Annotated in this window: 16 protein-coding genes; 9 read left to right on the plus strand and 7 right to left on the minus strand. The window is 60.0% G+C overall.

Annotated features, from left to right (window positions below):
- Positions 1 to 48 precede the first annotated feature (48 nt).
- Positions 49 to 2070 carry a beta-N-acetylhexosaminidase gene (locus tag DF196_RS02715; RefSeq protein WP_109056371.1) on the plus strand — a complete coding sequence of 674 codons (2022 nt, stop codon included), beginning with the start codon at positions 49 to 51 and terminating at the stop codon, positions 2068 to 2070.
- 123 nt (positions 2071 to 2193) lie between these two features.
- On the opposite strand, the gene DF196_RS13760 is transcribed toward DF196_RS02715, so the two are convergent.
- Together DF196_RS13760 and DF196_RS02720 are read right to left on the minus strand one after the other, a co-directional pair.
- The gene (locus tag DF196_RS13760) at positions 2194 to 2358 is read right to left on the minus strand and encodes a hypothetical protein (protein ID WP_241519552.1); all 165 of its coding nucleotides are present in this window, start codon (positions 2356 to 2358) and stop codon (positions 2194 to 2196) included.
- A 21-nt stretch (positions 2359 to 2379) separates the two neighbouring features.
- Positions 2380 to 3471 carry a tyrosine-type recombinase/integrase gene (locus DF196_RS02720; RefSeq protein WP_241519553.1) on the minus strand — a complete coding sequence of 364 codons (1092 nt, stop codon included), beginning with the start codon at positions 3469 to 3471 and terminating at the stop codon, positions 2380 to 2382.
- Between the two features lie 384 nt (positions 3472 to 3855).
- Between DF196_RS02720 and DF196_RS02725 the strand changes: the two genes are divergently transcribed.
- The 4 genes from DF196_RS02725 to DF196_RS02740 all read left to right on the plus strand — a co-directional run bounded on the left by DF196_RS02725 (position 3856) and on the right by DF196_RS02740 (position 7066).
- Entirely contained in the window at positions 3856 to 4233 is a 378-nt protein-coding gene (locus tag DF196_RS02725) for a hypothetical protein (RefSeq protein WP_109056372.1), read from the plus strand.
- Between the two features lie 189 nt (positions 4234 to 4422).
- Positions 4423 to 5310, plus strand: a complete 888-nt coding sequence (locus DF196_RS02730; RefSeq protein ID WP_146194686.1) for a hypothetical protein — start codon at positions 4423 to 4425, stop codon at positions 5308 to 5310.
- Positions 5307 to 6377, plus strand: a complete 1071-nt coding sequence (locus DF196_RS02735; protein ID WP_109056374.1) for a hypothetical protein — start codon at positions 5307 to 5309, stop codon at positions 6375 to 6377. Before DF196_RS02730 ends, DF196_RS02735 begins: the two co-directional genes overlap by 4 nt.
- Positions 6378 to 6391: 14 nt before the next feature.
- A complete protein-coding gene (locus DF196_RS02740) occupies positions 6392 to 7066 on the plus strand; it encodes an ABC transporter ATP-binding protein (protein ID WP_109056375.1) in 675 nt (224 codons plus the stop codon).
- Positions 7067 to 7116: 50 nt separating this feature from the next.
- Here DF196_RS02740 and DF196_RS13765 read toward each other — a convergent pair whose 3' ends face one another.
- From DF196_RS13765 to DF196_RS02755, 3 genes are all read right to left on the minus strand, one after another.
- Positions 7117 to 7854, minus strand: a complete 738-nt coding sequence (locus DF196_RS13765; RefSeq protein ID WP_240542078.1) for a hypothetical protein — start codon at positions 7852 to 7854, stop codon at positions 7117 to 7119.
- Positions 7851 to 8555 (minus strand): helix-turn-helix domain-containing protein, encoded by a 705-nt coding sequence (locus DF196_RS13770; RefSeq protein WP_241519554.1) that lies wholly within the window; start codon positions 8553 to 8555, stop codon positions 7851 to 7853. Before DF196_RS13770 ends, DF196_RS13765 begins: the two co-directional genes overlap by 4 nt.
- Positions 8556 to 8647: 92 nt before the next feature.
- Positions 8648 to 9892: a tyrosine-type recombinase/integrase gene (locus DF196_RS02755; RefSeq protein ID WP_094667163.1), complete on the minus strand. Its 1245-nt coding sequence runs from the start codon at positions 9890 to 9892 to the stop codon at positions 8648 to 8650.
- Between the two features lie 621 nt (positions 9893 to 10513).
- Between DF196_RS02755 and DF196_RS02760 the strand changes: the two genes are divergently transcribed.
- The 4 genes from DF196_RS02760 (at position 10514) to DF196_RS02775 (ending at position 13069) form a co-directional block, all read left to right on the plus strand.
- Positions 10514 to 11335: a Fic family protein gene (locus tag DF196_RS02760; RefSeq protein ID WP_241519555.1), complete on the plus strand. Its 822-nt coding sequence runs from the start codon at positions 10514 to 10516 to the stop codon at positions 11333 to 11335.
- 170 nt (positions 11336 to 11505) lie between these two features.
- On the plus strand, positions 11506 to 11628 hold the full coding sequence (locus DF196_RS14025; RefSeq protein WP_277745237.1) for a hypothetical protein: 123 nt from the start codon (positions 11506 to 11508) through the stop codon (positions 11626 to 11628).
- A 209-nt stretch (positions 11629 to 11837) separates the two neighbouring features.
- A complete protein-coding gene (locus DF196_RS02770; RefSeq protein ID WP_109056377.1) occupies positions 11838 to 12734 on the plus strand; it encodes an AzlC family ABC transporter permease in 897 nt (298 codons plus the stop codon).
- A 2-nt stretch (positions 12735 to 12736) separates the two neighbouring features.
- On the plus strand, positions 12737 to 13069 hold the full coding sequence (locus DF196_RS02775; protein WP_109056378.1) for a branched-chain amino acid transporter permease: 333 nt from the start codon (positions 12737 to 12739) through the stop codon (positions 13067 to 13069).
- 172 nt (positions 13070 to 13241) lie between these two features.
- On the opposite strand, the gene DF196_RS02780 is transcribed toward DF196_RS02775, so the two are convergent.
- Both DF196_RS02780 and DF196_RS02785 read right to left on the minus strand, forming a co-directional pair.
- On the minus strand, positions 13242 to 13766 hold the full coding sequence (locus DF196_RS02780; RefSeq protein WP_109056379.1) for a low molecular weight protein-tyrosine-phosphatase: 525 nt from the start codon (positions 13764 to 13766) through the stop codon (positions 13242 to 13244).
- Positions 13767 to 13903: 137 nt separating this feature from the next.
- Complete coding sequence (locus DF196_RS02785; protein ID WP_109056380.1) at positions 13904 to 14566, minus strand: dihydrofolate reductase; 663 nt, start codon at positions 14564 to 14566, stop codon at positions 13904 to 13906.
- Positions 14567 to 14652: the final 86 nt, after the last annotated feature.

Below are 14652 nucleotides of genomic sequence, written 5' to 3' on the forward strand. Positions count from 1 at the left end.
AAACGCAATATACCGCAATCAAAGGTGAACCACTGAGAAAGGACTTCCATGAGCGATCAAGCAACCCTGAAGGGATGGACCATCATTCCCACGCCGCAGACCGTACAACACAAGGCGGGCGTCTCACTGCTGCCGATGTGCGGCCGAGTCAACGAGCCACGTGCGTTCGGAGACGAACGGCAGGTACTCGCAACACAACTTGCCGACGACATCCGTGCGGTTACGGGATTGGAATGGGACATCGCCACGGGTGACCGTTGGCCTGGATTCATCACATTGACGACACTGGACGATCTCCATGCGCGTCCGTCCGGCGCGTACACGCTCGACATCACCAAGGACGGCGTGGCCGTCAGGGGTGCGGACTTCGAGGGCGTGCGCAACGGCGTGCAGACCCTGCGCCAGCTCATCCGCCAATGCGGCGCCGCCCTGCCCTGCCTGCACATCGAGGACCAGCCCGCCTTCGAAACGCGCGGCTACTACCTCGACGTCACCCGCGGGCGCGTCCCCACCCTCGACTGGCTCAAGACCTGGGCCGACAAACTCTGCCTCTACAAGTACAACCAGCTCCAGCTCTACGTCGAACACACCTTCGCCTTCGACGGGATGAGCGAGACCTGGCGCGGCTCCAGCCCGCTCACCCCGCGCGACATCCTCGAATTCGACGACTACTGCACCGAGCGAGGCATCGAGCTCGTGCCGTCCGTCTCCACGTTCGGCCACCTCTACATGGCCCTGCGCACGCAAAGCCTGCGCGACCTCGGCGAATTCCCCGAGAGCGCCGACGAGCCGTTCGGGTTCATCGACCGCATGCGCCACCACACGTTGAACATCAGCGACGACCGCGCCTTCACCCTGTCCACGAAGCTCATCGACGACTACCTGCAATTGTTCCGCTCCGACAAATTCAACATCTGCGCCGACGAGACCTTCGACCTCGGCAAAGGCCGCTCCAAACCCCTCGCCGGGAGGATCGGCGTCGCCGCCATGTACGCCGACTACGTCACCCGCCTGTGCCGCCACCTCGAAACCCAGGGCAAAAAGCCGATGATGTGGGGCGACATCACCCTCGAACACCCCGAAATCCTGAAAAGACTCCCCGAAACCGTCACCCTGCTCAACTGGCAGTACGACCCGCAAGTCACCGACGAGAAGATCCGCACCGTCGCCCGATCCGGCGCCACGCAGATCGTATGCCCCGCCGTATGGTGCTGGAACGCGCTCCTGCCGCGCATCGACGACGCCTGGAACAACATCACCCGCATGGCCCGCTACGGCACGCAATACGGCGCGCAGGGCATGCTCGTCACCGACTGGGGCGACCTCGGCCACGTCAACGACCCGCGCATGGCCATCCCCGGAATGATCATCGGCGCGCAGGAGGCATGGAACCCCGGACGCATCCCCGACGAGGCCGACATGCTCCGCCGCATCTCCCGACTCGAATACCGCGACGCCAGCGGCGAACTGCTTGATATCCTCACCCATGCCAGTCATGCGGCCAGCTTCGAATGGAACCATCTGATCACATGGCTGGAACTTGATGACGGACGGGGCGGCGTCAACACCGGGGTCCTGCAAACCATCCCAGGACTGCTGCCGGAAGACGAACGACCGGACGACGTGGTCCGCGCCCTTCAGGACGGAAGCCGGGCACCGTCACTTGCGGAATCCCGACGGATGCTGTTCCGCTATCTGAAACATCACGTCACGCTCGGCGAAACCGCAGATCACCTTCTACAGACCAGTGCCCGTCGAATCTCCGCAATCGCCGCGACCTCAGGACCTTGGACCAACGGGGATGCCGCTGCATTTCGCGTAGCCATCGAGGGGCAGCGACTTCTGAACCGAGTTGGCCTCCGACTCGCGTCCGAGACCGGGGTCATTGGCACTGTGCAATCGGGTGAGGCGATTCAGCATGACGACGCGGTGAACCTTGCCGAAGCATTGGAGATCTGGATGGAGGCGTATGCGGCGCAATGGCGTACTCTCAGCCGAGACTCCGAACTCCGTCGGCTGCAAGATACGGTGTGGGAGTTAACGGACTATCTGCGCTTCCAATCCGTCTGATGCTGCGATTGTGAGACTTCGACCAGTCAGATACCGAAATGCCGTGAGGGACCAGATTCAGATCCCTCACGGCATTTCCTATACGAAGGTGAGTCACGTATCGCGATGGTGCATCACTTTGGTCTAGAATTCACGCCGCTGGATACCGCTCATAAATGATTCGGCAAGCTCGTCAACCACTTGACTCTGATGTGAGGCGACGGTGAGCTGGTAGTACCGGATGGCAACCTTCTCACTGACGTGTCCCAATTGATTCATGACTTCCCGCAACGTTCCACCCTGAATCATGAGTAATGTTGCATGGCTGGCTCATAATGCTTGGAATGTCAGATCAGGGCGTCCTGCTTTCAACCGGGCTTTGGCGAACTGGCCGTCCAGCGTTGTCTGGGACATGATTCTTGCACGTTTGGGCACGAACACCGGCGAATCCGGTCGGGTCAGATCGCAGTAATCAGAAAGGTGCTGTCGAATAAGAGAAATCAGCGTATCCGGGATGTGTACGTTCCTGATGCTGGATTCCGTTTTCGTCTTACCGAATTGGAGATCCCCTCTGTCAGCGTCACCGCGATTCACGGAATGCCGGACGTGAAGTATCTGCCTGTTCAGATCGATGTCTTGCACCTGCAGCCCACATAGTTCGCCACATCGCAGACCACCCACTAAAGTCGAGAGGAATACGGACAGTCTGGTGTAATCGGGCATGGCATTCGCCAGCAGGATCAATTCGGAAGGAGTCACCGGCGGCACGTTGATGCGGGCGGGCTGTGGCGCTGGCGGAATATGGAATATGAAGGGATTGAAGGACAGCAATGGCTCCGAACCATCCAATCCGCCACGGGTGGCTGACTCAAGTACCGCCTTCAGCCGCATGCATGAGCGTCGGAATGCCCACCGGCCTTCCGGGTGAGGCGCATCATACCAAGCCTTGATGATGGACGGAGTGATCTCGTTAAGCGGCAGGTCTCCAAGACTTGGCAGAAAATGGCCAATGTCCAGATAAAGATTGCGACGCGTGCCACCGGCGATGCCATTGCCGTCGGGCAGCCGGTATTCCTCGGCCCATCGCATCACATAGTCGCGGAACAACATATTGCGTTGTGTCTGGCTCTTTTCCACGACGGCTTTTCGTCGGCTTCGTTCTGTTGGATGAACCCATTCGGCGATGCCGTTACGATGGAGGCTGACAAGGTACTTTTCGGCTTCCAGCCATCTACGGGCTTCGAGCTCCTGATCCGGCTTGAACTGGCGTTGGACGCGTTTGCCGGGTTCTAATGGATTCGGATATCGAACCTGCCATGCGATTAGCATGCCGGTTCTGTCATAACGGGCCAGCACGGTTCCCCACTTGCTTCGCGGCGGCTTCTGCGGATGGTTTCCATGGGAATGCCTGATTTTCGGCATATTGATCTCCCTCGATCGCGAAAAGGCGCACCCTGCGTGCGCCTTGTGGGGAGATTGAAACCAAGGAACAGTGTAAGTGAATATGCTGAAAGAGCCGTTGCTTGTTTTTGTCATCTTGAGATGACAAAAACAAGCATAATCAGTATTAGGTTGGCTATAGAAGCAGCTAGTTGTAGCTTTCCCCTTCTCCGATTGACGTATTGCGAGTCATCTCTAGATGTCAATAACTCCTTCTCTGATTGTTTCTATCTCGCTGGGGTAGAAGACTGGATCTTGCAAGACGAAGCCATAAGACTTCGGCATCTAGCAGAAAGGAAAGTAATTATCATCTAGTTTTTTACGCATGTCTTTACACATTCCAAATTTTCCAACAAAGGAGTAATCATGATTGTTCGAAAGAAATTTACGGCAATTGTCCTTGCGGCAATTCTGGGTATCGCTGGCATCGCATTGCCTTCTACCGCTTTTGCTGGCAGTCCGAATTATGGACGCACATGGGAAAGCAGCATTGGCGGCATCAAGGTGAATGGCTACGTACAGATTCAGGCTTCCTATAATGATGGCGGGCGTCACGCGCGTCGCGGATATCAGCGTTTCACCCGACAGGCCGGCCCCAGCTTGGATACCGGACGACTGTATACATCAGCCGCTTCCTATTCAGGAGACACTCAGGTTCGAAGCAGGACGGACTCCGTCTGGGATTCCGTATTGTGGGGCGATAAGTACGTCACGCACTATTACTGGGGTGTTGAATACTTCTGACGCATTTCTTATTGCACCCATCTAGAAATACCGTGATTGGAAAGATACGGAATGCTAAAAATTACCCGTCATCTAAAGTTTTTTTCTACATCCATTTGCGCAATATCGTTGCTGTTGGGGATGTTGTCTTCGTTTCTTGCCTGGGCGGTGTACTGGAGCGTTCTTGATTGGCGTGGCTCGCAATGGGGCATGTTCGACGCGAAGACGCAACTGGTGTTGACCGCCTCGGCGGAGGACGGGCATGACGACGGGAAGAGTCTTGAGGCGACGCGTGATCTGGCCGAGTATCTTTCCGGTCATGGTATTTCCTTGGTGGAGGGTTCCGTGGGGGACGGTTGGCCGGCGATCGTGTTCCAGTCGTCGGGGTCCTCCATCGGATGGGCCGATGCGCTTCCGCAAGAATGCCGGAACATGAACAGTCGCGTGGCCTGTGTGATCGAGTCGTCGTTCTCGGCCGGGCAATGGCGTGAGCATGGGGATGCACCGCTATTGCCCGCCGGGTTTTCCGTCGGCGGTGTCGTCAGGGTTCCGGGGGTGAACGTCGGCGGCAACCTGCAGTATGTGCTCCCGTTGGGGGCGGTTCCCTTGTTCCCCGGCAGCGTGTACGTGAATACGAGCGACCCGCAGCGGCTCCGGGAGATCTCGGACCTGTTCGCGCGCTGCGGCATGGACGTGACCCAACCGCAGGCGCAATCGTTGTGGTCGTCTCTCGCCGGTGATTCCTTCGTGGGCATCACCTTGCTGTTTCTGGTACTAGCGTTGGTCTGCGCCTGCGTGTGCGTCATGACGATGGAGACGGCGAGGAAGGCCGACCTGCATGTCAGACGATTGTTCGGCGCCACCGGCAGGCAGGTGTGGATGGGCCGGGTGCGCGAGGCCGTTGCCCCGATTGTGACGGGCGTGTTGGCGGGAACCGTGTTGAGCGCCGTGCTCATCACCGTGGTGTCGGGCAGGACCGGCATCGGCCCGGCGGTCGCGTTCGCCGCGGCCTTCACCGTCGGAACGATTCTGACGACGCTCGTGACGGGCCTGGCCGAGTGGGTTGGCATACGATCGAATGACGAGGTGGAACGATGATCCATGAACTGATGACCGGCGTCCGCATGGGATTGAGGCGATGGGGATCGATCCTTGGCATCACGCTGCTCGTCGTCTTCGCGGGCAGCGTGTTCACGATGACGCTCAGCGACGTGCTGACCGAGTCCAGCGTGATCGGCGGCGAGGCGCGTCTGCGGGCCGTCGACGCGGTCACGTTCTCCCCGCAATACCTCCTGCAGTCCCCGAGCAAGACGAGTCCCAAGGTGACGGACAGTTTGCGGGATATGCTGGAGCAGGGCAGGGGGTACGCCGCGATCGTCAACAACGTCGAGATCGACGATCCCGGGTTCGCCAACGGGATACCGGCCATCGTCCTGATGGGCAACGTCGATGACGTGTTCCCCCGGCTGGGCCTGTGCTCCCATGCTCCCTGCGCGTCCATCGGCTACCGGGTGGACCGGGCGCAGGCGCCCGACAGCGTGCATATCGCCGGTACCGACGTCAAGGTAACCGGCACGCTGCCGGCCTCGGCGGCCATATTCGACCCGAACACCGCCGGCATCAACCTGGACCGGACCATCGTCATCCGACTCGACCCGGGCTCATTGAACCGTCTCAACGACATCGAACTCGAAGAGGCGGTGACCAAAACGGTCATGTTCAACCCATCCCGAACCCAGCTCGACGGTCTCATCACGGGAAGCCGCGACGCCGGCCTGATACTCGTGCCGCACCGGCTGAACACGGAACAGCCCCAACGCGACAGGGACCTCATCGTGCGCGCGCTGATGTACCTGCTCGGACTGTCCGCCTTCCTCGCGCTCACCGTCATCGTGATCATCCGGACACTGTCCGTGACCCTCGCACGGGAACGGCCGTCGATGCTCGTCCGCCGGCTCTACGGCGCCACCGCCGTAGACGAGGCGATTCGCGTCGCCGGACTCATCCTCAGCATGCTGCTGCCCGCCGCCGTGGTACTGGCATGCTTCCAGCTGATAGGGGAACCGGTGGCCACCGCATCCCGGACGATGATCGCCGTCATCCTCGCCATGGCGGCCCTGGTCTGGACGATCGCCGCACGACGCGCAACCACACACATCCAATGAAAGAAGCACCGACCATGCCACAGACGACCATAGACGCCCGAAACCTGACCAAACGATACGCCGACGGGCAGGCGCAGCTCCTCGCCGTACACGACATATCCCTGCAGGCCATGCCCGGGGAGTCGATCGCCATCATGGGACCGTCCGGATGCGGCAAATCCACCCTGCTGCGCATGATCGGCCTGTCCATGAAACCCACCTCCGGCTCCCTGCTCCTGCAAGGACGCCCGGCACCGGAAAACGACAAGGACCGTTCCGCATGGCGCAACCGCATGTTCGGCTTCATCCCGCAGGACTACGCGATCCTCGAAGACGAGCCCGCATGGGCCAATGTCGCCATCCCCATGGAATACGCGAAACCCGGAATCAAACGCGCCGAACGCAAGCAACGCGCCACGGCCGCTTTGGAACAAGTCGGACTCGCCAGCAAGGCACGACGCATGCCCGGGCAACTGTCCGGCGGCGAAAGGCAACGCATCGCCATCGCCAGGGCGACCGTGATGCACCCCGCCATCATCATCGCCGACGAACCCACCGCAGCACTCGACACGCACACCGCCGACACCATCATGACCATGCTCCTCGCGCAATGCAGGCAAGGCGCCACGCTCATCCTCGCCACCCACGACCCACGCGTCGCAGCCCAATGCGACACCACCCTCACCATGCGAGACGGCGCATTCATCTGAAGGTTTTCGCAAGGTACAACTGGATCTGCAAGAAAAGGAATTGCCGACAATTACCATGTGGCGAGCGTTTCAATAGTGTCGAGCCCGTCTTGACGGTGTGATTCATCGAGGTTGTCCCAGTACGGGGAATCCTCGATGAGCTTGTCGTGCAGGAGTCTGATGCGTTTGCGGTCGGTGCCGCTGTGCAAGCGTGCGAGCTCCGCATCGGGATCCGGGATGAGGGATGCGAGCATGGCTGCATCATAGAGGTGACGGTCACCGTAGCCGGCGTGGTCGGCGCTGTAGGCCGCGCTCTTGAGTATCAGCGCGCCGAGCAGGTCCGGGATGCGAACCACGACTTCGGCGCCGTCCTTGTCATCGATGAGTTGGACCTGCATGCTGCGTTCCACTGCCTGCGCGCCGCCCGGCATGGATAGCACCGGTGTGCCGGCGATGGTCGCGTCAGCCCCAAGGAACTTGGGAAGGTGATCGGCGACCAGCAGGTCCACGACGTCGCCGTTCGGCGCGATCATGCGGGTCGTGTATCCGGTCAGCGTGCCCGGCTGCGTCTCGAACCCGCGAGAGGTGAGAATGCCGCGCAGTCTGGCGATGCCGCGTCGATCCGCCATGAGGTCGGCGAGCAGGTCGGCGTCGGTGGTGGGTCGTGCTGTCAATCCGCCCATGATGGCGTGCAGCTGGACCATGAGCCCGCCCGTAAGCAGCCATGATTCCGGGATGTTCGCCGCGGCGACCGCGTACACGGTATTCCACGGATGGCCCGTGTTGGGGATGCGGATTGTCGGAATCATGCCTGATGCTCCTTGCGATGATATTCGTCGATCAGCTGTTGAAGGGTTTCCATGCCGGCGCGGCGTTCTCTCGGGTCGTTGGATTCGGCCAGGTCGGCCGCACGTACGCCGAGAGGCATAGGGCCCTCACCGGCGGGAAGATCGTCGGTGACATGGAGCCGTACCCGGACCGGAGTCGCGCCTTGCTTCAACCGGCATTGCCGAATGGCGTCGTTCAGAGCATCGGCGGTGACGTAGCCTTCCACCACGTCTGTGGCGGTCAATTGGAACGAGGCGGCCAATGCTCCGGTGGCGGCGGAGGGACGGATGAGGGTTTCGACCTTGTCGAGGTTGGAGTCCCTGCACCAGTATTCGACCGTCGTCGCACGCCTGCGCGCGAGACGGGTCAGATTCTCCGCATCCATCTGCCTCAGGTATCCCCTGAGCCGGTATCGCTGCTGTCGGCCCAGCCATGGCGCGTCGAGCCCGCTGAGCATGTATAGCGCCCCGAACGCCATGTCTGGTGAATAAGGACGCCCATCCGCACCCTGCCACTGTGCTTGGCGACGTACGGAATCCTCCGTAATCAGCGAGCCGCCTCCCACGGAAAGAGATTCAAGCCGGCCAGCAGCGCGAAGCGCGCTGACCCGTCGCTCGCTCACTCCGAGTCTACGGGCGGCTTCCCGCCGTGTGAGCAGCGTCCGATTCGTTCTGATAGCCATATTCCTATTGTATACAGAACTATTCCAGATTGGGAATAGTTCTGTATACACAGGGCAACAGGGCGTCTCAATCCGTATTCGTCTGCATGTGGTCATTGCGCTGCTTTGATGAAGTCTTCGGCGAGTTGGTTGACGATCTGGTTGCGGTGTCGGGCGACGATGCGCTGGTAGTGCTTGATGGCGACCTTCTCGCTGACGTGACCGAGTTCGTCCATGACTTCCCGCAGGGTGCCGCCCTTGAGCATGAGCAGTGTCGCGTGACTCGCCCTCAGGGATTGGAAGGTCAGGTCGGGGCGGCCGGCTTTCTCCCTGGCTTTGCGGAACTGGGCCTCCAAAGTGGTCTGGCTCATCACCGAGGCTCGTCTGGGGCGGAAGACCATGGCTTCCGGGTCCGTCCATTCGCAGTGCCTGAGCAGGTGGTCGTGAATCAGGGGCACGAGCCCGTCGGGGATGGGCACGGTGCGCCGGCTGGAGTCGGTCTTGGTCCTGGCGATGCGTGTCGAACCGCGATCCGCATAGCCCCTGTTGACGGAATGTCGCACGGTCAGGCGTTTGGCCTTCAGGTCGATGTCCTTGATCTGCAGGCCGCACAGCTCGCCGCAACGGAGGCCTCCGACGAGCGTGGCGAGTATCACCGCCAGTCTCGTGTAGTCGGGCATGTTCTCCGCGATCAGCTTGAGTTCCAGCGGCGTGACCGGTGGAACGTCCTCCCTGGCGGATCGTGGCGCGGGTGGTATGGGCAGGATGAACGGGTTGTCGCGGATCAGCGGCGGGGAGCCGTCCATACTCATCTTCGTGGCGCTGGCGAACGCCGCCTTCAGGCGCATGCATGAGCGGCGGAACGCCCATTGCCCCTCAGGGTGCGGCGCGTCGTACCAGCGTTTGATGTCCTTCGGCGTGATCTCGGTCAGGAGCTTGCCCTTGAAGCCCGGCATGAAGTGCGCGATGTCGAGATACAGGTTCCGGCGCGTGCCGCCGGCTATCCTCTCGCCGTTCGGCAGCCGGTATCCTTCCGCCCACCGGGTCACGTAATCCTCGAACGAGATCAGGTTCGCGCGCTTCCTGCGGCGGCGTTCTGACGGATGGACCCATTCCTGGATGTTCTTGCGATCCAGTTCCACCAGATGCCGTTCCTCTTCGAGCCACTGGTGCGCCTCGTGCTCCATGTCCGGCTTGAACTGACGCTGGACCTTCTTGCCCGGTCGTTTCGGGTCCGGGTACCGCACCTGCCAGGCGACGAGATTGCCTGCGGTATCGTAGCGCGGCGTCACGGTGCCGAACCTGCTCCGCCGTCCCGGCGACGGCCCCATACTGTCCTTCTTCGTCCTTGCGGACATGATGATGCTCCTTGTGCTGAATCCAAGATCGATGGCATGGCATAACGGCCTCGGAAAAATGCCACCAAAAATGCCACCAAGTGGCCGAATACGCTCTCAGTGAGCCATTGCACCTAAAAATGCACCTCTAGTGCCTTAGGCCTTGCAATCATTGAGGTTTAGGCTGATTCGATCACTCGTCACAGGTCGTTTCGACCATCAGCCGCATGAAGATGACGATAAGGAGCAACACTGCTTGCGTGTCTATTGGAAGAAAGCGGGAACCGTTGCTATGATTGATTTTGTAAGTAATGAAGGTAAATTTATTTGCCCCCGGAGTGGTGGAGATGGACCTGTACGACGCTGGGCCGTATCCCCCTCTCTGGGGGTACGAAGATAATTGCAGTGAATAGCGTCGGGATTTAAGATTCCGGCGCTTTTCTGTTTTCCACCAGAATCATGCACATCGCATTCGTATCCCGCTGTCGCCAAGACAGCCGCACACCACGGTTGCCAGTTCCGACGAAGATGTCATGGCACCGTGGCGAAACGGCAATAATCTTTCCACTGTTTGGCTTCTGATTATCATTCGAATTCGAAGCCAAACAGCGAAGAAGGAGTTGTACTGCCGGGAGGAACGACATGGCCAGCAAAGTACGGCTAGTAGATTGGCTGAGGCAGGAACGCGACCAGCACGTAGGCGGCGGCCTGTACTACAACACCCAGATTCTGTTCGCCTACAACTCGAATCATATGGAGGGCTCCACACTCTCCCCCGAGCAGACCGCGCAGCTGTACAATACCGGAGCCCTTCTGCCCCACGATTCCGACGACGAAATCCGCGCCGATGACGTGGTCGAGACACGGAACCATTTCCGCACGTTCAACTGGATACTCGACCATGTTGACGACCCCGTTGACAAGGACATGGTCTGCGATCTACACGCGATGCTCAAACGCGGCACCAGCCAGGAACTCGACCCGAATCGCAACGTAGGTGGCTACAAAATCCTGCCGAACGTCATCAGCGAAATCCTGGAAGTGCATACCGCCCTGCCGCAAGACGTACCCGCTGCCATGGAGCATGTGTTCGAATTGTATCGAACTCTAAAGGATGACCCGTTCCTCATAGCAAACGCCCACTGGATGTTCGAAACCACGCACCCATTCTCCGATGGTAACGGGCGCATCGGTCGTCTGATCATGTTCAAGGAACTGCTACGGCTAGACAGCGTCCCTGTGATCATCCATGACTCCCGCAAGAACTTCTACGTGCGAGGCCTGGACCGTTTCCCGGATGAACCCGGATATCTCATCGATACGCTACTGTCCGAACGAGACACCTATCAGTCCATAATCGAACGTCTCGCCCCGGACGCATCTCATATTCATACGTATCCGAATGGAACCGGAGCGAGGTGGAGGACCGCATCCATCAAACGCCTATCTCGAATCCTTACGTGAAGCAGGACTGGACCGACGCGGACATTCGAGGAGAATCCGGCCGGGCACAATGATGAGCACACGCCTGAGACCGCAACGGAAACAACACGTTCAGTTATGTTCATAGCCATGGTCTCATTCCCCGACCATTTTCAATGTCTTTCACCAGCGTATTTGTTTCTTAGACGGACGTGGATATCATCGCCGAAGCCCTCGCCGGCGAGGTGTCCTTGACGCTCGGGGAACATACACGCTCCCAGCTTCTGCAGGATGAGCGGCTTATCGCGGATTTCGGGCTTTATCAGGACGAGTAGCCGGCGACTCCCCATCGCATAGACGACAAACACCTCGCATACCCCCATACCTCCACCGCGGGCGTTATCCTTGACAGGTTGTTTGAGCAGCTCGACGGCATGCATGAGAGCGACACTTCTCGCTCTCGTAGCACAGTCGCTGACTGCAAGATAGGCCGATGCCGTGTTCCGTAGGCACCGCAAAGGCTTGACGGAGAGGAGGATTCAGGATGGCCACCACCACTTCAGTGTCGGCTGAAGCACCTGTGCACGATAGTCAGGATTCGATTGGTACCGTTCCCGATCCCACCCAATCCCCGCGCATCGCGGCGCTGAAGGCCGCGTTCCCGCTGACCGTGCCGATCTGCATGGGATTCCTGTTCCTCGGGGCCTCCTACGGCATGCTCATGGGCACGAAGGGCTTCTCCTTCGTCTGGCCGATGTGCATGAGCGCGTTCATCTTCGCAGGCTCGATGGAGTTCGTCACGGTGAACCTGCTGCTTTCCGCGTTCAACCCGATCGCCGCGTTCCTGCTGGCCCTGATGGTCAATGCGCGCCACCTGTTCTACGGCCTGTCCATGCTCGGCCCGTTCAAGGGTCTTGGCTGGAAGCGCCCGTACCTCATCTTCGGCATGTGCGACGAGACCTTCGCCATCAACTCCTCCGCCCGCATCCCGAACGGCGTCGACCGCGGTTGGTTCTACCTGTGGGTCACGCTGTTCAATCAGTCGTATTGGGTGATCGGCGCCACGATTGGCGGCCTGATCGGATCCCATCTCGATTTCAACACCGACGGTCTCGAATTCGTGCTCACCGCGCTCTTCCTGGTAATCTTCCTCGACCAGTGGCTCGGTGGCAAGCATCGCGAGCGCCTGTCCGCCGTCATCGGCGTGCTGGCCTCGCTCGCATGTCTCGTGGTGTTCGGCTCGGACGATTTCATGATTCCCTCGCTGATTGCGATGCTGGTGCTGTTCATGGTGCTGCGCCCGTATCTGGATACACTCAAGTCCGATGCCGCCGACATCGCCGACGATGGCAGTGACGGCAATGACACCGTAGCCAATGTACGCAACGCCGGCGATCAGCCCACCGCCACCGCGGCCGCCGAGACCAAGGAGGAACGTTAATCATGACCATGACCGTCTGGCAGGGTGTGCTCACCGTTGTCGCCGTGGTGATCGGCACCATGCTCACGCGATTCCTGCCGTTCATCGTGTTCCCGGAGTCCAAGCAGCCGCCGCGTCTCGTCGAATACCTTGGCTCCGTGCTGCCGTACGCCATGACCGGTCTGCTGGTGGTGTATTCGCTGCGTAATACGCCGATTCTCACCGGCTCGCACGGCGTCCCCGAACTCATCGCCTGCGCGACGATCGTGTTGCTGCACTACTGGAAGCGCAACATGCTGCTGTCAATCGCCGGCGGCACCATCGTGTACATGCTGTTGGTGCAGTTGGTGTTCTGATACATGTTCTGATGCAATAAGGTCTTCGTCCCTGCAAAGAGACGAAGACCTTAGTCAATATGGAATGAGACACACCCGATATGACGGGTGCTCCCCTCAGTCCGCTTTGCGGCCAGCTCCCCTCAGGCGGGGAGCCAAAAACCACTCATAAGCCAGCAAACAACGGACGTACCTAGTCCTTGAGCTGCTTCTCCACCCAGTCCACGATGTACGGCGCGACCTCCTCGATTTGGTCGATGGCCACCTCAAACTCGTGCTGGCCTCCATACCACGGATCCACCAGGTCAATCTGGTCCTCGTGACCCGGCTTCGGCTTGGGCAGGTTCGGATCGAAGCTGCGGTACATGTGCACTTCGGCACGCTTGCCGGGCGGCAGCATGCGCAACAGGGAGCGCATGTGGGATGCGGTCATCGGCAGGAACAGATCCGTGCGCTCGATCTCGTCGCGGGAGATGCGGTGGGCGAAGTGGTCTCGCGGGATCTCGTCGCCATAACCGCGTTCGCGCAGCACGCGCACGGCTCGCGGGTCGATCGGATGGCTCCACTCCTCGTCGGACACGCCGCTGGATTCCACGTTCACGCGGTCGGACAGGCCGCGCTCGTCGAAGAAATGGCGCAGGATGATCTCGCCCATGGGAGAACGGCAGATGTTGCCAGTGCATACGGTCATGACGGTGTAGGGCTTGTTGGTGCTCATATCACCTTTCATAGGTCGGGAAACGGATATAACGGACGTAGCGGACGTGGCACGGACGCAACCGCCATTCGAAAGACTGACCCCGGCAACGGAACGGCAATCGTCCGCATGCCAGGGTCTGTCGATTCTCTCGTTTTTTACTTGGTCTTCGTCAGCAGGACGAATCGGTAGGCGTCGATGCCGCTCTTCGGATTGGCGGGCGTGTGCCACTCCCCCACTTCGGTCTCCTGCCACAGTCCGGCTTCGACCAGCGCGGCCATGTCCGGAGCGTAGGTGTCGGCGTCCACGTTCGCGGCCAGCATCGTGATGTAGGCCTTGTCCGCGAACGGCAGGGCCTCGGAGAACAGCTGCGCGCCGCCGATGATCCAGATTTCGGAACGATCCAGACCATCGTCCGGAATCGCCTCCTGACGGGCCATATCGAGCGCATCGTCAAGACTGGTGACCACCGTGGCACCCGGCGCACGGTACAGCGGGTCACGCGAGACCACAATGTTGTCTCGGTTCGGCAGCGGACGGTACTTGAGATCCAGCGACTCCCAGGTCTTGCGGCCCATGATCACCGGATGGGATACGGTCAGCTCCTTGAAATGCTTCATATCCTCGGACAGATGCCAAGGCATGCCGCCGTTGAGACCGATGGCACCGGCGCGACCTTCCTTGTCGCGGGCTTCGGCCCAGATCAGATTCACCGAGAAGGTCTTGGGGAAATCGTCACCCCAGTCCTCCTCAGCGGCAGACAGCCCGGCAGATCCGGGCTCGGGTTCGTGATAGCCACTACGGCTACTGTCATGCTCCATTTCGCTTACTCCTCCTGGATTGCGGAACTGCCCTTAGTGTAGTGGGTATGTCAGACGGCCCGTTGTCGTAGGCGCACCATGGCACG

This window comes from Bifidobacterium callitrichidarum, assembly GCF_003129905.1.
Lineage (GTDB): Bacteria > Actinomycetota > Actinomycetes > Actinomycetales > Bifidobacteriaceae > Bifidobacterium > Bifidobacterium callitrichidarum.

What these genes read in the sequence shown, in the direction of transcription:
- DF196_RS02715 (WP_109056371.1), top strand. Translation starts at nt 49, where the DNA reads ATGAGCGATCAAGCAACCCTGAAGGGATGGACCATCATTCCCACGCCG.
- DF196_RS13760 (WP_241519552.1), bottom strand. Translation starts at nt 2,358, where the DNA reads ATGATTCAGGGTGGAACGTTGCGGGAAGTCATGAATCAATTGGGACAC.
- DF196_RS02720 (WP_241519553.1), bottom strand. Translation starts at nt 3,471, where the DNA reads ATGCCGAAAATCAGGCATTCCCATGGAAACCATCCGCAGAAGCCGCCG.
- DF196_RS02725 (WP_109056372.1), top strand. Translation starts at nt 3,856, where the DNA reads ATGATTGTTCGAAAGAAATTTACGGCAATTGTCCTTGCGGCAATTCTG.
- DF196_RS02730 (WP_146194686.1), top strand. Translation starts at nt 4,423, where the DNA reads ATGTTCGACGCGAAGACGCAACTGGTGTTGACCGCCTCGGCGGAGGAC.
- DF196_RS02735 (WP_109056374.1), top strand. Translation starts at nt 5,307, where the DNA reads ATGATCCATGAACTGATGACCGGCGTCCGCATGGGATTGAGGCGATGG.
- DF196_RS02740 (WP_109056375.1), top strand. Translation starts at nt 6,392, where the DNA reads ATGCCACAGACGACCATAGACGCCCGAAACCTGACCAAACGATACGCC.
- DF196_RS13765 (WP_240542078.1), bottom strand. Translation starts at nt 7,854, where the DNA reads ATGATTCCGACAATCCGCATCCCCAACACGGGCCATCCGTGGAATACC.
- DF196_RS13770 (WP_241519554.1), bottom strand. Translation starts at nt 8,555, where the DNA reads ATGGCTATCAGAACGAATCGGACGCTGCTCACACGGCGGGAAGCCGCC.
- DF196_RS02755 (WP_094667163.1), bottom strand. Translation starts at nt 9,892, where the DNA reads ATGTCCGCAAGGACGAAGAAGGACAGTATGGGGCCGTCGCCGGGACGG.
- DF196_RS02760 (WP_241519555.1), top strand. Translation starts at nt 10,514, where the DNA reads ATGGCCAGCAAAGTACGGCTAGTAGATTGGCTGAGGCAGGAACGCGAC.
- DF196_RS02770 (WP_109056377.1), top strand. Translation starts at nt 11,838, where the DNA reads ATGGCCACCACCACTTCAGTGTCGGCTGAAGCACCTGTGCACGATAGT.
- DF196_RS02775 (WP_109056378.1), top strand. Translation starts at nt 12,737, where the DNA reads ATGACCATGACCGTCTGGCAGGGTGTGCTCACCGTTGTCGCCGTGGTG.
- DF196_RS02780 (WP_109056379.1), bottom strand. Translation starts at nt 13,766, where the DNA reads ATGAGCACCAACAAGCCCTACACCGTCATGACCGTATGCACTGGCAAC.
- DF196_RS02785 (WP_109056380.1), bottom strand. Translation starts at nt 14,566, where the DNA reads ATGGAGCATGACAGTAGCCGTAGTGGCTATCACGAACCCGAGCCCGGA.